The sequence below is a fragment of the Pseudalkalibacillus sp. Hm43 genome, from assembly GCF_054170705.1.
This window is the reverse complement of the sequence record NZ_CM135129.1, coordinates 1,203,472-1,219,550: the sequence shown is the minus strand read 5'-3', so window position 1 is coordinate 1,219,550 and position 16,079 is coordinate 1,203,472. Positions and strand designations below refer to the sequence as shown.

At 43.2% G+C, this 16,079-nt stretch carries 21 protein-coding genes; 16 read left to right on the top strand and 5 right to left on the bottom strand.

Annotated features, from left to right (window positions below):
* Positions 1 to 20: 20 nt before the first annotated feature.
* From copZ to ACXQIQ_RS06420, 3 genes are all read left to right on the top strand, one after another.
* On the top strand, positions 21 to 224 hold the full coding sequence (gene copZ / locus ACXQIQ_RS06430; protein WP_439299590.1) for a copper chaperone CopZ: 204 nt from the start codon (positions 21 to 23) through the stop codon (positions 222 to 224).
* A 234-nt stretch (positions 225 to 458) separates the two neighbouring features.
* The gene (locus ACXQIQ_RS06425; RefSeq protein ID WP_439299591.1) at positions 459 to 821 is read left to right on the top strand and encodes a hypothetical protein; all 363 of its coding nucleotides are present in this window, start codon (positions 459 to 461) and stop codon (positions 819 to 821) included.
* A gap of 160 nt (positions 822 to 981) precedes the next feature.
* Positions 982 to 1,197: a DUF2188 domain-containing protein gene (locus ACXQIQ_RS06420; RefSeq protein ID WP_226547800.1), complete on the top strand. Its 216-nt coding sequence runs from the start codon at positions 982 to 984 to the stop codon at positions 1,195 to 1,197.
* Between the two features lie 78 nt (positions 1,198 to 1,275).
* On the opposite strand, the gene ACXQIQ_RS06415 is transcribed toward ACXQIQ_RS06420, so the two are convergent.
* Together ACXQIQ_RS06415 and ACXQIQ_RS06410 are read right to left on the bottom strand one after the other, a co-directional pair.
* Positions 1,276 to 1,863: a CPBP family intramembrane glutamic endopeptidase gene (locus ACXQIQ_RS06415; protein WP_439299592.1), complete on the bottom strand. Its 588-nt coding sequence runs from the start codon at positions 1,861 to 1,863 to the stop codon at positions 1,276 to 1,278.
* Positions 1,856 to 2,785 carry a DMT family transporter gene (locus ACXQIQ_RS06410; RefSeq protein WP_439299593.1) on the bottom strand — a complete coding sequence of 310 codons (930 nt, stop codon included), beginning with the start codon at positions 2,783 to 2,785 and terminating at the stop codon, positions 1,856 to 1,858. The genes ACXQIQ_RS06415 and ACXQIQ_RS06410 overlap by 8 nt, the downstream gene beginning before the upstream one ends.
* Before the next feature lie 161 nt (positions 2,786 to 2,946).
* Between ACXQIQ_RS06410 and ACXQIQ_RS06405 the strand changes: the two genes are divergently transcribed.
* From ACXQIQ_RS06405 to ACXQIQ_RS06380, 6 genes are all read left to right on the top strand, one after another.
* The gene (locus ACXQIQ_RS06405; RefSeq protein ID WP_439299594.1) at positions 2,947 to 5,298 is read left to right on the top strand and encodes a putative bifunctional diguanylate cyclase/phosphodiesterase; all 2,352 of its coding nucleotides are present in this window, start codon (positions 2,947 to 2,949) and stop codon (positions 5,296 to 5,298) included.
* Positions 5,299 to 5,572: 274 nt separating this feature from the next.
* Positions 5,573 to 6,613, top strand: a complete 1,041-nt coding sequence (locus ACXQIQ_RS06400; RefSeq protein ID WP_439299595.1) for a glycoside hydrolase family 15 protein — start codon at positions 5,573 to 5,575, stop codon at positions 6,611 to 6,613.
* Between the two features lie 74 nt (positions 6,614 to 6,687).
* Positions 6,688 to 7,206 carry a hypothetical protein gene (locus ACXQIQ_RS06395; RefSeq protein ID WP_439299596.1) on the top strand — a complete coding sequence of 173 codons (519 nt, stop codon included), beginning with the start codon at positions 6,688 to 6,690 and terminating at the stop codon, positions 7,204 to 7,206.
* Between the two features lie 107 nt (positions 7,207 to 7,313).
* Positions 7,314 to 7,586 (top strand): hypothetical protein, encoded by a 273-nt coding sequence (locus ACXQIQ_RS06390; protein WP_439299597.1) that lies wholly within the window; start codon positions 7,314 to 7,316, stop codon positions 7,584 to 7,586.
* Positions 7,587 to 7,765: 179 nt separating this feature from the next.
* Positions 7,766 to 7,978, top strand: a complete 213-nt coding sequence (locus ACXQIQ_RS06385; RefSeq protein WP_439299598.1) for a hypothetical protein — start codon at positions 7,766 to 7,768, stop codon at positions 7,976 to 7,978.
* A 12-nt stretch (positions 7,979 to 7,990) separates the two neighbouring features.
* Positions 7,991 to 8,125 (top strand): hypothetical protein, encoded by a 135-nt coding sequence (locus ACXQIQ_RS06380; protein WP_439299599.1) that lies wholly within the window; start codon positions 7,991 to 7,993, stop codon positions 8,123 to 8,125.
* A 108-nt stretch (positions 8,126 to 8,233) separates the two neighbouring features.
* On the opposite strand, the gene ACXQIQ_RS06375 is transcribed toward ACXQIQ_RS06380, so the two are convergent.
* Positions 8,234 to 9,433 carry a DUF819 family protein gene (locus ACXQIQ_RS06375; protein WP_439299600.1) on the bottom strand — a complete coding sequence of 400 codons (1,200 nt, stop codon included), beginning with the start codon at positions 9,431 to 9,433 and terminating at the stop codon, positions 8,234 to 8,236.
* Positions 9,434 to 9,554: 121 nt separating this feature from the next.
* The gene (locus ACXQIQ_RS06370) at positions 9,555 to 9,779 is read right to left on the bottom strand and encodes a hypothetical protein (RefSeq protein WP_439299601.1); all 225 of its coding nucleotides are present in this window, start codon (positions 9,777 to 9,779) and stop codon (positions 9,555 to 9,557) included.
* Positions 9,780 to 9,929: 150 nt separating this feature from the next.
* On the opposite strand from ACXQIQ_RS06370, the gene ACXQIQ_RS06365 reads away from it, so the two are divergent.
* Together ACXQIQ_RS06365 and ACXQIQ_RS06360 are read left to right on the top strand one after the other, a co-directional pair.
* Positions 9,930 to 10,331, top strand: a complete 402-nt coding sequence (locus ACXQIQ_RS06365; protein ID WP_439299602.1) for a transporter — start codon at positions 9,930 to 9,932, stop codon at positions 10,329 to 10,331.
* Positions 10,332 to 10,490: 159 nt separating this feature from the next.
* Positions 10,491 to 10,853, top strand: coding sequence for a cupredoxin domain-containing protein (locus ACXQIQ_RS06360; protein ID WP_439299603.1), 363 nt, complete (start codon positions 10,491 to 10,493; stop codon positions 10,851 to 10,853).
* A 44-nt stretch (positions 10,854 to 10,897) separates the two neighbouring features.
* On the opposite strand, the gene ACXQIQ_RS06355 is transcribed toward ACXQIQ_RS06360, so the two are convergent.
* Positions 10,898 to 11,131: an IDEAL domain-containing protein gene (locus tag ACXQIQ_RS06355; RefSeq protein ID WP_439299604.1), complete on the bottom strand. Its 234-nt coding sequence runs from the start codon at positions 11,129 to 11,131 to the stop codon at positions 10,898 to 10,900.
* Positions 11,132 to 11,317: 186 nt separating this feature from the next.
* Here ACXQIQ_RS06355 and ACXQIQ_RS06350 point away from each other — a divergent pair, with 186 nt between their 5' ends.
* The 5 genes from ACXQIQ_RS06350 (at position 11,318) to ACXQIQ_RS06330 (ending at position 16,067) form a co-directional block, all read left to right on the top strand.
* A complete protein-coding gene (locus ACXQIQ_RS06350; RefSeq protein ID WP_439299605.1) occupies positions 11,318 to 11,689 on the top strand; it encodes a hypothetical protein in 372 nt (123 codons plus the stop codon).
* A 48-nt stretch (positions 11,690 to 11,737) separates the two neighbouring features.
* Positions 11,738 to 12,487 carry an HAD family hydrolase gene (locus tag ACXQIQ_RS06345; RefSeq protein ID WP_439299606.1) on the top strand — a complete coding sequence of 250 codons (750 nt, stop codon included), beginning with the start codon at positions 11,738 to 11,740 and terminating at the stop codon, positions 12,485 to 12,487.
* Between the two features lie 112 nt (positions 12,488 to 12,599).
* The gene (locus ACXQIQ_RS06340) at positions 12,600 to 14,414 is read left to right on the top strand and encodes a GAF domain-containing sensor histidine kinase (protein ID WP_439299607.1); all 1,815 of its coding nucleotides are present in this window, start codon (positions 12,600 to 12,602) and stop codon (positions 14,412 to 14,414) included.
* A 17-nt stretch (positions 14,415 to 14,431) separates the two neighbouring features.
* Entirely contained in the window at positions 14,432 to 15,073 is a 642-nt protein-coding gene (locus tag ACXQIQ_RS06335) for a response regulator (RefSeq protein WP_439299609.1), read from the top strand.
* Positions 15,074 to 15,407: 334 nt separating this feature from the next.
* Positions 15,408 to 16,067: a GntR family transcriptional regulator gene (locus ACXQIQ_RS06330; protein ID WP_439299610.1), complete on the top strand. Its 660-nt coding sequence runs from the start codon at positions 15,408 to 15,410 to the stop codon at positions 16,065 to 16,067.
* Positions 16,068 to 16,079 lie beyond the last annotated feature (12 nt).

Below are 16,079 nucleotides of genomic sequence, written 5' to 3'. Positions count from 1 at the left end.
AATCTAGGAGGAATGATGAGATGGAAAAAACACTGAAAGTTGAAGGAATGACATGCAATCACTGTAAATCTGCTGTAACGAGCGCATTGAAAGAGTTGAACGGTGTGCAAGACGTAGATGTGAATTTGGAAAGAAGAGAAGCTTCTGTCGTATACGAAGAAGGAAAGGTCTCTGAATCGGATATGAAAAACGCCGTAGAAGAACAAGGCTACGATGTGAAGTAAGAAATTAATCAGGAGAAGACCCGGTCGATGCCGGGTCTTTTTTTGTGTTTTGAGCTATAATTTCTGATTTTTATGGAAAAACGCCGATTCTGATCTATAATTTTCGATTTTTATTGGAAATAACGCAATTTTTATGGGAAATAACCACAAACGATCTATATTCCGAATTCCAGCACCTGAACTGAAGCTGAAACATGTACAAGACAATAGAATATTGTGAAAAAGAAGGAAGTGATGCACTTGGAGTATGCCGATTGGAATGGTTATACCGGCTGGGGGGAATGGTTTCCGAGGATTCCGATGGGGACCACGGATCCCGACGATGTCACTCTTATGATGTACTCAGCAGAAAGTTTCCTCGTGCCAACCCAGGAACTCAACGCTTTATTGAAAGCAATCTCACAAGATAAACCTTTCGCTCATGACTTGAAAAAGGCAGCTGAGCTGAATAAAACCGATGAAGTCATAAAGTTGATCAAGTCAAAAGGTGTTCATACAGAATTCAATGTACAGGTGAATCCAGATGGAATCCGGATTGAATTCAAGCCGGATCATGCGGATGCGTGTTTCTTCATCAGACTCTCTTTATGTTGGTAAAATCGAACTTTCTTCCTCGACAACCGATTCGATTTGGGAAAATCCATGATAAATTACATGTTTTTTGCACCTTAAAACACGATAACTTTCCCAATACAAAGGGGCTTAGAGCTGTGATAGGATAAAAGTACCTTAAATAAATCGAAAAGGATGTGGGAACATGTCTAGAATGATTGTAACCGTAAAGAGAGGAAAGAAATGGGCAAATATTTTAGACGGGAATTACCGATCCTCTAGTACTCATCTTACTCAGCAGGATGCAATTGAAGTTGCTAAGCATCGCGCGCAACAGAAGGGATATGAGCACGTCATCTATCGCAAAGATGGAACGATTCGCGAAGTGAACAAGTACTTGCCGCTCACAATCCAGAAATAATCTGATAGGACTTCCTTACCGCAATGATTCCACATAAAACATAGTAAAAAAGAGATTGGCAGCGGCCAATCTCTTTTTCTATAACAGTGGAAAAACCACAAACAGCAATATGTCAAAAACAAGATGAGAAACGAGCGGGACGATGATCGATTTCGAATATTCATAAAGGTACGCCCAGATCAACCCTGCAAAAAAGGCGGCAAGAACGAGTAATATGCTGCCTGAAGCCAGATGGGCAAGAGCATATAGGCTGACAGATAGGAACACCCGATAGGGGGTCGAACCTTGTAACCTCGTTTGTACATACCCTCTCCAAAACCATTCTTCAGCCGGGATGATCAACACAAAAACGAGGATCGTATGCCAAATGGACTTCGGTTGAATCAATCCGTACAAGTCTTTCAAGCTTTCAAACATCGAAGGCACGATTGCCAAAATCAGAACCTTCCCGATTGCAAAAAGTCCATAGATCCCGATGCCGCTCACAATCGCTATTCCCCATTGCTTAAAGGATGGGAACCTTAATTGCGCGCTCTTGATCACCAAAGCGAACAATAGTAATACCCCTTGTACAAGAGGGAATACGATCCAAAAGTAGGCATCCGACTGAAAAGCGACTCCTATCAAGATATAAGCGAGAAGAATACTACGAAAAAAATTACCCATGCTGATGTACTTCCTCTTTAGACAAATCCGCCTTGGTATTTGAATCCTTGAGACGACGACGTCTTAAAAAGATATAGATACCGACGAGGATGATGAGGCCACCTGTAAGCTGCTCCCATCGTACAATCTCTCCTAATAGGAAATACGCTAATATGGAAGCACCGATCGGTTCACCTAAAATACTCATGGAAATGACGGTAGTACTGACATACTTCAATGCCCAATTGAAAATCGAATGTCCAAGCAAGGTCGGAAAAATCGCCAACAACAGGAAGTAAATCCAATCTTGTGTCGGATAAGGACCGAACTCATAACCGAGACCGACACAATAAATGAACAGCGTACCCGTCGCCATGCCGTAAACGAGAAAGGTATATGTCATGATGTGAAGCCTCTTCCGGACAGTTTGCCCGAACAGATAATATACTGTAACCGCAACTGCGCCCAGTAAAGCAAGCAGGTCACCGAACAAAGCCATTCCGCTGATCTTGAAATCTCCCCAGCTGATCAGTATGCTTCCACCAATCGCTAAACCTCCACCTAAGAAAGCCTTCATAGTCAATTTTTCCTTGAAGAAAATATAGGTCCCTATGAATGCGAAAATCGGTTGCAAAGCGACTAGGACGACCGAACTGGCAACCGATGTGTAGTTCAATGATTCAAACCAAAGAATGAAGTGAAAAGCGAGAAAGATACCAGAAAACAGACAAAACAGCAGATCTCTCTTACTGATTCGTTTGAAATCTTCTCTGAAGTAAATCAATATGATCGGAAGCATGAGTAGTGTTGTAAAGAATAATCGGTAACCTGCAATAATCGGTGCAGGAGCGGTTGCTAATTTGACCAATATAGCGGATGTGGAGACGGATAACACGCCTATGAAAATCGCTATGTACGGGTTGATGACGGGTTCTTGCTTCATGGTATGCCCCCCTGTTCGACGGATGATATATGTAGTTTATCACTCTATGGATGGATGAGAAATACCAATCCAATGAGAAAAATATTTAAAAGATTGCTAAACATGCCGTCGATAATTGTCGATACATATACATATATGAGCTCAATATGGGGGCAATTCGTATGACTTCGACGCGGATTCAAAGCTTAATCTCAGCAATCTTATTGATACTTTTCATCCTATTCGCAAACTATCAACCCATCCTGGTCGATGCCAATCACCTGACGATTTTCATTTTCGGAATGTTGATGGTTGCAAGCTTATGGTTTTTATATAAAGGAGCCCATTTTGGAACACGAGTGAAAAAGATCATTGCCCTGTATACTGCTGCTAGTATCATAGTCGTCAGCATAGCAGAGTTCATCCGGTTCTTCACACCTGTTGAAGAGGGAGATCTCAGGATCTTACCAGACATCCTTTGGATCGCCCACATCCTTTTATTATCGATCGGTTTGGCACTCGTATTGAAGAGGGTTCGTTCGAACTTCCAACTAAGTTACTTGTTGTTCGACTTACATATATCCCTTACGGTTTTCGGTTCCATCTGGTTCGTCACTTATCAAAATTATGTGGATAACGATCAGTTCCTATTTGAAACAATCTATCCACTAGGTGCTTTATACGTTCTCTTCATCTTAGGGACCTTATTGCTTGTAATCGACAAGCCTATCAAAAGACCTGTTTTGAACGGTCTATTAGTAGGGTTGTCCATTTGTGCGTTGTCTAACGTTTTACTGGTGATCGATTCCTTGGACGGAACACTTTTTCGTGAAAAATATCTGATTTTATATGGATTAGGGATGTTCACCATTGCTTCTTCCTTTACGAAAAAAGAAGCGAGTAACCGAAAAAAGCAGAAGAAGTTGTTCACAATCAGCTATTCGCATTGGGAGATCATTCGTCCAGTCATTCAGTATGCTGGAGTTCTGATCCTCGTCTACGAGTTCGTTTTCAAGTATCGGAACAATGATGTCCTCTTCGTCGGGATGATTGTCACAATCATATTGGTAATCGGTCGTGATCTAATTACGGTCATTCAAAATCAGTCGTTGGTCAGGCGTTTGAAGATCTTCAATCAGCAGTTAGAAAAGAAAATCGGAGAACGCACCCGGGAATTGACGGATTCTCATCGAGATCTGGAGAATGCCTTCAAGCAAATTGAATACATTGCCCGCCACGATACGTTCAGCCGGCTGCCGAATCGGAGATATTTAGAGCAGATGATCGAATGGAAAACACTAGATGCGGTTCAGGATCGTTCCATGGTTGCACTTGTCTTCATTGATGTCGATCGTCTCAAACATATCAACGATACGGTCGGTCACGCTATCGGGGACCAGCTCCTTCTAGAAATCATTGAACGATTCCAGCAAAAGCTTCCAAAGGATACTTTCCTTGCTAGACACGGAGGAGATGAATTTGCGGTCGTACTGGACGGGGTCTACTATGAAGATGATGTAGTGAAGCTTGCTCAAGATCTGTTAGATACGGTGGAAACACCTTTCTATATCCAGGATAAAGAGTTGACGATTACATTGAGCATCGGCATTTCGCTGTATCCGGATAACAGTGAATCCATTGAAGATCTGATGAAGCATGCCGACCTCGCCATGTACAAAGCGAAAGAGGAACGTCAAAACAAAATCGTCTTCTATTCACCAGAAATGGACGAAGAGTTAGTCGGAAGGATGGAGCTGCTCAGCGAACTTCACTCGGCTATCAAGAGAAATGAATTCATCGTCTATTATCAACCTCAATTCGATATACATGATGGACGACTTTCAGGAGTCGAAGCACTTGTAAGATGGCAGCATCCAGTTCGGGGCTTCATCTCTCCAGGAGAGTTCATTCCTTTAGCTGAGGAATTCGATCTGATCATCCCGATTGATGAAATTGTCATTGAGACTGCCATTGCACAATTCATGAAGTGGACGAAGCAAGGTATCGCTCCGCCTCGCCTGAGCGTCAATCTTTGTCCTCAACAGTTTTCAGAGGGTGATCTGGCTGGCAAGTTAAAAGGTCTGATGGATCAATATGGTTTCCCTCCTCAGAAACTTATGATCGAAATAACAGAGAGTGTAGCGATGAACGATGAGGCGATTTTGACTGCACAATTACGTGAAATTGCGAAGATGGGCGTGCTCATTGCTATTGATGATTTCGGTACTGGCTATTCTTCGCTTAGCTATGTGAAGAATTATCCATTGAACCAGTTGAAGATCGCGAGACCATTCATCATGGATGTGCCGAAGAGCCAAAGTGATATTGCGATGGTCAAAGCCATTATCGATTTATCGCATCATTTCCATCTGACGGTTGTGGTTGAAGGGGTAGAAACGCTGGAACAGCTGAATTTCTTGAAGTCTGTCCACTGTGAGGAAGTGCAAGGTTTCTATTTTGCAAAACCGCTGAGCGTCCAGGACATCGAAGAACGTTATTTACTACCTGTCAAAGAAGGAACATCCAACGGATGATCCACAAGAAAAGAAGCTTTGCCGTTCGGTTCGGCGAGGCTTCTTTTTTAAATGGAAGGACGCAAGTTTTTACGAACAATGACCTTGGAAACGGAATACGTATAAAATAGGTGTAATACCTATGGGAGACTTCAAATGGGCTGACATTTGGACGGCTGTTGAATACGATATTACAGGCGATTGAGCAAAAAAGAGATTCTAAATTTCGAGAGTAAATGACAAAGAATTTGGGAATAAAGGAAACAACAAGGGAAAAGTAGAGGAAGGATCACATATGATTAAAAAATCGAAATTATATGATGTGTTGAACTCAATGAGGCTTTCGAATGGCGCTTACCTTGCCAGTCCTTCAAAACATTATTCCTATGTATGGATCCGTGATGTCTGTTATACCGTACTTCCTTATTTGTACAAAAATGACGGTACTTATGAAAAGGCTTACTATGCACTATTAGACTTATTTAAGGATTACGAGTGGAAAATCGATATTCACAGAGTGAAGCGGCCGGTTTATCGTTACGAATATATCCATGCACGCTACTCAACCGACCTGAAAGAATTGCCTGTGGAGTGGGGACACGCACAACACGATGCCATCGGCAGTTTCCTATGGGGAATCGGTGCAGGTCTATCTCGTGGTAAACGGATGATCCGTAACGAAAAAGATCGTGAAATGGTTCAGAAGCTCGTCGAGTATCTGGAATGTGTCCAGTACTGGTCGGACGAGGATAATGGCATGTGGGAAGAATATCAAGAGCTGCACGCCTCTAGTGTCGGAGCATGCGTAGCCGGGCTGAAGGAAGTGCGGATGCTCGTAGACGTCCCTGAAGATATGATCAAAAAAGGGGAAGAAACCCTACGGTTCCTGTTACCTAGAGAAAGTCAGACGAAGGAAACGGATTTGGCCCTGTTGTCACTGATTTATCCGTATCAGGTCGTACCGAGAGAAACCGCGCTGCAAATCCTTGATCGAGTGACTTGCAAACTGGAACGGCAATATGGTTGCATCCGCTACATTGGTGACCAGTATTTCAATGAAGGGCAGGAAGCGGAATGGTGCTTCGGATTCCCTTGGTTGGGCTTATGTTATGGTCAGTTAGGAAACTTGGAAAAATTGGAAGAGTACGTGCGGAAGACAGACAACATCATACCTGAGAATGGAGAAGTACCTGAGCTTTACATTGGTGGGGCGAATGTGCCGAATGAGAACACGCCTCTGGCTTGGGCAGTATCCATGTGTATCTTGTTGCTGGAATACGCAGAAACCTTAATACTGTATCATGATCGCGATAACCAAGAGACTTCCCAGGGATAGGGGAGTCTTTTTATTGGATCGCCTCCTAAGATTTTCAAGGATAATGGTATACTAGTACTAAAGGGGGCTTGGATATGGTATGGCTGAACGGATTATTTACAGGCATCATCTCCGTTTTCATTCTTTTATCGATTTTATATATTGCAAGGACCTTTCAGCTCAACCGTAAGCTGAGAGGGAAGTTCAAGCTGATCAACTGTGGGGATTCAGGGCAGATCTTCGTCATTCGTAGCATTCAGATGGTGTTGATCATCTTCTTCCCATTGTTCGTGCTCTTTGATGAGCTTCCGAACCTGCCTAGCATCCTTTATCTTGTCATGCATTTAGGCTTGTTCGTTACACAGGTGTATTCCACCATTTATATCACGGTCGGAACGAAAGGGTTCAGGGTCGGGATTTTCCACTTTCATTGGGAGGACGTAGAACGATGCGACATACTCACTGGGCTTCACGAAGATAATCATCTGTTTCCTTCAGGAGGGGTTGCTCGGTTCATCATTGGTGACAAGATTTATCGGGCGGAATTGAAAGAAAAACAAATTGCAGAACTGACCGAATTCTTGGGAAAATATGTCGAAATAGAGACTCATTGACAAAAATATTTCAATTGCATGAAAATTAAAAAATATCAAAAAATCCCCTTCCATCTTGGTGATAATCTGATACAATAGAGTCAATCCAAAATAGGAGGGAAGCAAGTTTGGAAAAGATAAAACTAGGTCAACCTCCCAACTGTCACAAGGTTTCATTCGATGGAAAGTCGTTCAAGATCAAGGGACTGAGCAATGTAGTCGTCCCGTTATCCAAGACGGAAACTGCGCAAATCGATATTCTGAATGATGAAACAGGAAATCTGAAACTTGTCGGAAAAGATACTATTTTGGCTCAACTGGAATTACCACTCCGGTACTGCGAAGTCGGTCAAGGGTGGGTACTAGACAAACTCTCCAAGAAGAAAAGAAAATCTGGATAAAACATGAACAAACAGCAGGCTGACCTCACAGGGTCAGCCTTTTTAAGTCCCTTCAAACGTATGAAAAAGCTAAAAAAAGTCAAGGTTAGTAGTAATGTAAACATCACAGCCGATCATAAGCCGCATAAAGAGGATGATTGGATCCGATAAACAAAAGATTGAGTTAGGAGTGATGGACAATGAAAGAATCCAAAAAGAAACGCGAATTATATTCAGATTCAGCTCTGAATCCTGGATATGAAAGTGGCGAGCATCAAAATGCAACGAACCTATTCAATGTAGAAGCTTCTTTAGGGACTTCGGATGTGAACTTGAGTCGTCAAGATGAAGAAGACATCATAGCAGATGAAATCGGTGAAAAAGAAATGATGCAACATAACAAGAACGAGTAAGGGGGATGGAAAATGGAGCGAAATGACTTTCCTGTGGCTCACCTTTCTGAGGAAACCTTGGACAAGATCCAAAAGTTCGAGAAAAATCTTCAAAGTGAAGAGGACGATGAAATCATACTGATTGCCTATCAAAAAGAACGTGAATAGCAGCTTGACTTGGATGAACTGATTTAAAAAAGTGCCTGTTGAACCCATCAGGGTAAACAGACACTTTCCAATCAGTTTTTTTGTTGTACCTAGAAAGCTGTAGATGTGTTACATACCCGCAACCATCTGGGCGAGTTTAGCGGTCAGTACCGCGGCGTAGGTTCCTACGACGTTACCGAGTATCCCCATCAAGAGCCCGACTGGCGCTAAGGCTGGTTGGAATACGGAAGCGACGATCGGTGCAGAGCTTGTCCCACCGATGTTTCCTTGTGAACCAACTGCCACGAAGAACATTGGAGATCGTAACAGACGTGCTGCGATAAAGATACAAACGATGTGGATGGAAAGCCATACGATTCCCATCAGGATATATTGAGGTGCATCTGCAACAGCCATCAAGTTCGCTTTCGCACCAATCGTTCCGAGAAGCAAGTAAATACCCGCGTAACCGATCTTACTTGCACCATAATCTTCAAGTCGTTTGATTGGTGTGAAGGAGAAGATGATCCCGACTGCAGAAATGATCATGATCGTCCATGTTGTGGAGTTTAATACCGCACCTTGTGGTAGCACTTGCGCAATCTTTCCAACAATGAAAGCCACCCCGAATCCTAATCCGAGAATCGCAAGCAGTTGAGGTACCGCAAGCGGTTTAGCTTTCATTTTCTCAATGACACCGATCTGTTCGTTTACCTTCTCAACGACTGCATTGTCGGCTTTGTTCCATTTATTGAACTGACGCTGGAATCCGGATAATGCAATCATAATTCCCATCCAGCTATAACCTACGACCGTATCGACGACGATCATCGGAGAAAGGATATCTTTTGGCGTATCCAATGCATCGACCATTGCAGCCATGTTAGCGGATCCACCAATCCAGCTTCCTGCAAGTGCCCCTACACCTGTCCATGCTTCTGCTGGCAGATATGGCTGGAAGATGGCTAATGCAATCGGACCTCCGATGACGATTCCGAATGTTCCGGCTAAGAACATGATGATGGCTTTGGGTCCAAGACGCAATGTTGCAGGTACGTCAGCTGAAAGCAGGAGCAATAATAGACCTACTGGTAAGATGATGGAACTGACGAAACCGTATACTGTTGAATCTGATGGGATGATTCCAAATGTTGTTGAAAGCATCGGTAGAAAGTATGTCCAGATGATTGGCGGCGCATAATGGAAAAACTTCTGTAACTTTTCATTCTTCGATTCCCCAAGAATGAAAACGCCTCCAACGAGAACCGCAATATAAGTAAAAATGGCAATTGGATCTTGTATGAGGGGTTCTTTTGGTAATTCAAACATATGAATGTCCTTCCTTTCTGAGTTGAGTTTCTAGGTGTCCACAGAAAGACATTATATATGAAAATTGAACGAACTCTTCCAAAGTCCTATTAATAGCATAATTGTCAATTATAGAAATTCTCTACACAATTCTTGTGCGTTTTTCCCTTCTAATCATCAACGTATCATGGTCCATACAATAGGGACAGGTCTGATAAGACGACTTTTCAAGTAAATCGATAACGTACTCTTCATCAATTGTGTCTTCCCTAAGACGGTGTTCATAGCTTGGAATTTGACAAGCATCACAAACAAATGAGGAATGATGGATCACCCGTGTCTTATGATGGACGATATATTTTGACACAGTATCCCTCCTAGGGCATGTCTTATATAAGTGTTCGTAAAAAGCAAGTTATTTTGGGGTGCGTCCAATTTACAGGATGAAGGCCAAGCACTCTCTCATGTGTCCACACATATGATAGTCTGAAACCCATATGGAAGGGGGAGTGTGTCTTTGAACAATCGACCAAATCAGCGGCAGAATAACCCGCTTTCTTCCTTATTGCAAAATATTCTCGGAGGTGGTGGAGGCCAGAATCAACAAGGTCCGCCGCCGGGAGCACCATTCCCGCATGGAGGAGGACCGCCGCCAGGACCACCGCCTAAATTTTCACCTAAACAATCACCTGCATCCATGCAAGCGACCGCGAACGCAGGAACATATGCGGTCGATCCAGGTGCCATCCGACCTTGTGTCGGAAAGTATGTGTACATCTGGCTCAGAGGGGGCTATTCATTCTGGGCATGGCTAACGTTTGTAGGAAGAAGATCGGTAGCAGGGTATCGATGGACAGGGCACAGGTGGGTATATTTCGGAATCGACCGGCGACAAATCGTCTCGTTCGTATGCTATTGAGTAATAGGGATCTTTTCAGAAGTAAGTTACTAGCGGTCTTATCGCCGTTACTTGCTCTGAATAGGTCCTGTTTTTACATATTGTCCAGAAGCTCACTCGTTATAAAAATGGAGGAGGATACACATAATATGTCTTATTAGCATGGCTGGAGGAAGGATAATGGTGCACAGAATGGCTTTCTTATTATTTTTATCGATGTGCTTGATCAACATATCTGGGTGTGCACAGGAACAGGCACAAACCGGTGAAAACACCCGAGCTGTCACCGTTATCAATGTAGAAGCTGATAATTGGAGTTTTAATAAAGAGGTGTATAAGGTCTTCGCGGGAAAGAAGATCACGATCAACTTCAAAAGTGTGGAAGGAAACCATGGTTTAGGTATCAGGGGGATCGACTCCGTCAACATTGAGGGAGAGGGCTCTGTGAAGCTCACACTTGAGCCAGGGGAGTATCAAATCTATTGTACGATTCCGTGTGGGGAAGGTCATAAAGATATGATCGCCACTTTGATCGCCGTATAAAAACAGTAAAAGGAGCAGACAATGTGTCGGCTCCTTTAAAGCATTTAATTATCCTGGTATTTCTGATACTGTTCAGACAGTGCTACAAAAGACGTATAATCATTCCGTTCCAGGGCCTCGTCAATCAGGACTGACAACTTTTCTCTTTGGTGTTCAAAAAATGATTCATCAAGGACCAGTTGGGCGGCAAGGGATACAAAAAACTGTTCGGCTCTCTTTTGTCTTTGTTGAGCCTGCTCTTTCATCTTAGCTTGAAATGATGAGGTGTGTTTGTTCATGAGGATTCCTCCCAAACCCTTTTAGTTATTATCTAAGATATGCAGTCGGATGTCAATTAGTTTTCAGAATATTACATAAATTTATTTTTTTACTAGATTTGGTCTAAAAACTGTTCCATTTAGGAGAATAATTCCATTCATTCTGTCCCACAATAAAGGAAAATGCATGGACCGGGAGTGGTATTGATGGAACGACATCCTTATTATGTAACGTTGCAAGCGGGCATCAGTAATGCAGAGGTACGGAGTGAGAAAGGTGAATCAAGTTACGATTTCGAAGTTTTAGCAAACGAAGATGAAGCGGGTTTATTGATTGAACTTTTGGCGGAAGCGAACAACCAGGACCGGATCGGTTATGAGCATTCCCACTTTTTCGCGAATGTCCTGGATACTGCTGATCGGGACAATATGATTTATGACCGGTTGCTGAATCAGATCTATTTGACCATCTATGACTTGGGAACAACCCAAACGAAAAAAGACATTGAAGAAATGGACATCCTTAACCGGTTGAAAGAAATTAAACCGAGCCACAATCCTCGGGACCATCAGAATTGATTTCCACATTCTCAACTCACCTGGACGAAAAGAACAGGTGAGTTTTTTATGAACGAGATGCTCTATCATGTATACTTGATACTGTACTATGAATATTGGAGCGTTCTTATGATAAAAGCGATTATTTTCGATTTAGACGGGACATTATTGGACCGGAACAGTTCATTGCGCCGGTTCGTTAAACAGCAGCATGATACCTATTTGCATGGACATGGGGCCGTTTCAGGCGATGACTATATCAAGCATTTTCTCCACTATGATGATAATGGATATGTATCCAAGGAGAAAGTGTATGCCAGATTGAAAGATCGGTATCAATGGGATCATCGGGTTAGTGAAGAGTTGTATGCGGATTATCAGAATACCTTCCATGACCATTGCGTACCGATTGACGGATTACATACTTTAATGAATGATTTGAAAAACAGCACTTTAAAGACAGGGTTGATCACCAATGGTTTGACGACTTTTCAAAACCGTTCGATTGAAGCGCTCGGTATTCGTGACTATTTTGATTGTGTCCTCATTTCGGAGGAAGAAGGGATTAAAAAGCCCGCTGAACAAATATTTGAGCGATGTTTGAAGCGTTTAGACGTGAAAGCCGCTGAAGCCATTTATGTAGGAGACCATCCTGACAACGATATCCGGGGTGCTGCACGTGTAGGTCTGAAGACTATTTGGGTGGAGAATGATGTGTATGAAAAGCCGGAATGGGCAGATGAATACATTCGGTCGTTGGCTGAGATTCCGGATCGGATTGAAGTATTAAATAGGAGGGTTATTCATGAAAATCAATAATACTTGGCTCGCCATCATCCTTCTGTTGTTGGGATTCATATTCGGATTAGGGTACTGGATTTCAAAAGGATTGTTGGGCTAGAGAATGTTAAAAGTATAGGAGCATGAAAAGATGGAAGTTTCATACGTGAACCGTCGTGAACGGTACGTAAATTGGACAATCATGGGCTTATCCATCATCGGGTGGATGTTGACCTTCTATAGTGTGCTACAGATTGACGGAGTGGAAGGAGATCTCATGACGCTCCTTCTCTTGACGTTATTCCTGTTGTTGACAGAGCTTTATCCGATCCCTGTCTGGAAGGGGATTACGACTCTCAGTTTTCCACTCATCTATACAATCGTCCTTTTGTACGGTGTATGGATGGGCGTTCTCACGATGGTTGCTGTGAGTCTGGGGATCAACCTGCTTAAGCGCAGGAAGAAGCAGATTGTCTGGTTCAATCCAGGTCAGCTGGCTATCGCACTCGTCGTGACGCATATTTTAACGGAATGGATATTGACTGCCACAGGCTGGAGCTTGTCCGACGGCGTCGGGTATTTTTATCTGCACTTATGTTTATTTACGTTCATCTTCTATTTAATCAACAACTTGTTGATTGATTTCGTATTATGGATCCGACCACAGCCATATGCATGGGAAGATTGGAAGCAGAAATCGATCCAAGAGACGATCATCGTCTTGATCTCGGTGTGCTACTTGTTCATCATGTTTGCACTCGGTAGTCAGAACAGAGGCGTCGTCGATGTGTTTTCGTATTTGTTCTTCTTTTCACCGTTAGTTGCAGCTTCCGTTATCAGTGCAGTCATCAGTCGTCAGCACAGGGAAAAGAGAAGGCTTAAAGCGCTGGTGTCTCTTACGAAGGAGCTGAACAGAACGTTACCTTCTGAGAATTGGACGGCTGCAGTTGAACGGCGGATCGATGAATTCATCCAGACGGATGCAACATTGTTTTTAATAAAAGAAGAAGGTCATTCCTGGAAGGTTGCGATTCAGACCGGAGGAATCCTCGATGGTGTTGAGCAGGTTTTTCAAGAGGACTGGCTGGAAAATGTAGATGAATCGCTCCGTTATACCACGAAAAAACAAATTCCATTAGACTTGTCATCATATTTGTACTCTTCTATCCGATCTGTGATGATCACCCCATTGCGAGTCGAGGATGAGACTGTCGGTATCTTGCTTGTCGGTAGTGAGCAGAATCAAATTTACCATACGACAGATATTCAGTTTCTTTCAACGCTTGCCAATCAGTTGGCAGTCATCATCAAGACGAGGATGCTTTTCTCTGAACGGGAAAAACGGATTCTACTCGAGGAGAGAAACCGACTCGCACGGGAAATCCATGATGGTATCGCACAAACGCTCGCTGGGGCTGTCATGAATTTGGAATCCTCCAAACGAGTGAATGAAGGAGAAGAGAGGACCAGCCTGGTAAACGAGAGCATCTTGAAGTTGCGAGGCAGTCTTGGAGAGGTCCGGGAGTCCATTTACGCTTTGAGACCTTCTCCGACTGAAAAATTCGGGGTGGAAGAAGCGATCAAAGCCAAAGGGGAGGATATCTCACGGGACTATGGAATAGACGTTCAGATGAAGCTCATGGGTGACAGGTCGGACCTACCTCCCCATATCCAACAGAATGTGTACGAAATAATGTCAGAAGCGATGCAAAATGCTGGAAAACATGCTCAAGCTTCCGTCTTACAAGTCACTTTCCGTTATTGCAAAGGCCATCTCATTGCACGAGTGAAGGATGATGGTAAAGGATTCCGGCTATATGAAGCATTATTGAAGGCAAATACGGATGCGCATTATGGTATCCTTAATATGAACGAACTTGCAGAGCAAATCGATGCATCATTGAAAATCAACAGTTCTGAGAGGTTTGGTACCGTTATTTTGTTGGTTGTACCAATATCAAAATAGGGTAGGGGAGAACGATTATGATCAAAGTATTGCTCGTAGATGACCATGCGATTTTAAGAGATGGTCTGAAAAATATCATAGCCGTTGAAGAAGATATTGCAGTTGTCGGGGAACTGACCAATGGCACTGAAGTACTGGATACGATTGAAGCTACAGAACCAGATATCATCCTGATGGATATCAATCTTCCTGATAAAAACGGAATTGAAATGACAGGTTTGGTAAAAAGGCATTATCCAGATTGCAAAGTATTGATTTTGACGATGTACAAACATGATGAATATTTCATGTCCGCATTGAAAGCAGGAGCGGATGGCTACATCCTGAAGGATGCTCCAGCTGAGGAAGTAATCGAGGCGATCCAGGAGGTGGCTGGAGGCAATTCGATTCTGCACCCGAGTATGGCGAAAAAGTTGGTCGATTATCATCAGAAGAAAAATCAACTGAATCAAAATGCGAAGGATCTGACCGATCGCGAAAAAGATGTATTGATCTGTCTGGTAGAAGGGCTGAGCAATAAGCAGATTGCAGAACGTCTCTTTATCAGTGACAAGACGGTCAAAATCCACGTCAGCAACATCTTCAAGAAACTGGACGTGAAGAGTCGCTCACAAGCGATCATCTTCGCCGTCCAAAACCAAATCGTACCACTTCCATAAGGAGAGAGCTTGAGATTACTCAAGCTCTTTTTTTTATTTGGTTGTGAATTTCACTGAAATTCACTTCCTTATGGGGGGAGCTTTGGTGGTGAAATGGTGGTTGGGCAGAATAATTTGAGGTTCGGGTAGAATTATTCGAGACTTGGGCAGATTGCGATGAGGTGAACAGCTTTTCCGTGGGAGTGAACAGATTCACTGGAGGAATGAACAGATTCCCGGGAGAACTGAATAAATTCCCCACTCCCAGAACATCCCACCTACCTATATTTGTGACTATTGTTATAATTCTGAATTTTGTGTTGAAATCATATATGATTTTATATATCATAAATCTATGAAAGCGCTTAACTCGAAACCCACCAGTAAACAGCAGTTTGCGTATAAGTTGCTGCGAGCCCGGATTCTGGACGGGACGTATGGACCCGGTTACCGGATTGTCATCGACCAGATTGCGAGAGAAATAGAAACAAGTGCGATACCGGTTCGTGAAGCTCTGCGTCAGCTGGAATCTGATGGTTTGATTCAATTCAAACCATACAGCGGTGCGGTTGTCACTCCAATTAATGAGAACGAGTACTTGGAGACCTTATCTGTACTCGCGGTCATTGAAGGATATGCCACATCCATCAGCGGACAGCATTTTCCGAAAGAGCGCATCCCTGAGCTCAAAGGCATCAACGAGCAGATGAGGCGAGCTTTGGATGAATTGGATTTCATCTCATTCGGAAAGCACAACAGAGCTTTTCATGCATTGACGTATGAGTACTGCGATAACCACTATCTCGTAGAAAACATACGCTCGACATGGAAACGGCTCGACTCAATCAGAAGATCCGGTTCGACATTCATGCCCGTCCGTGCGAAGGAGTCCATCGAGGAGCATGAAGAAATCATCCGCTTGCTGGACGCTACTGCTGAACCCCACGTCATTGAATCTTTTGTCAGAGAACACAAAATGAATACGGTCAAATCCTTTTACCATCAAAGACATTAAGTACGATGAAGG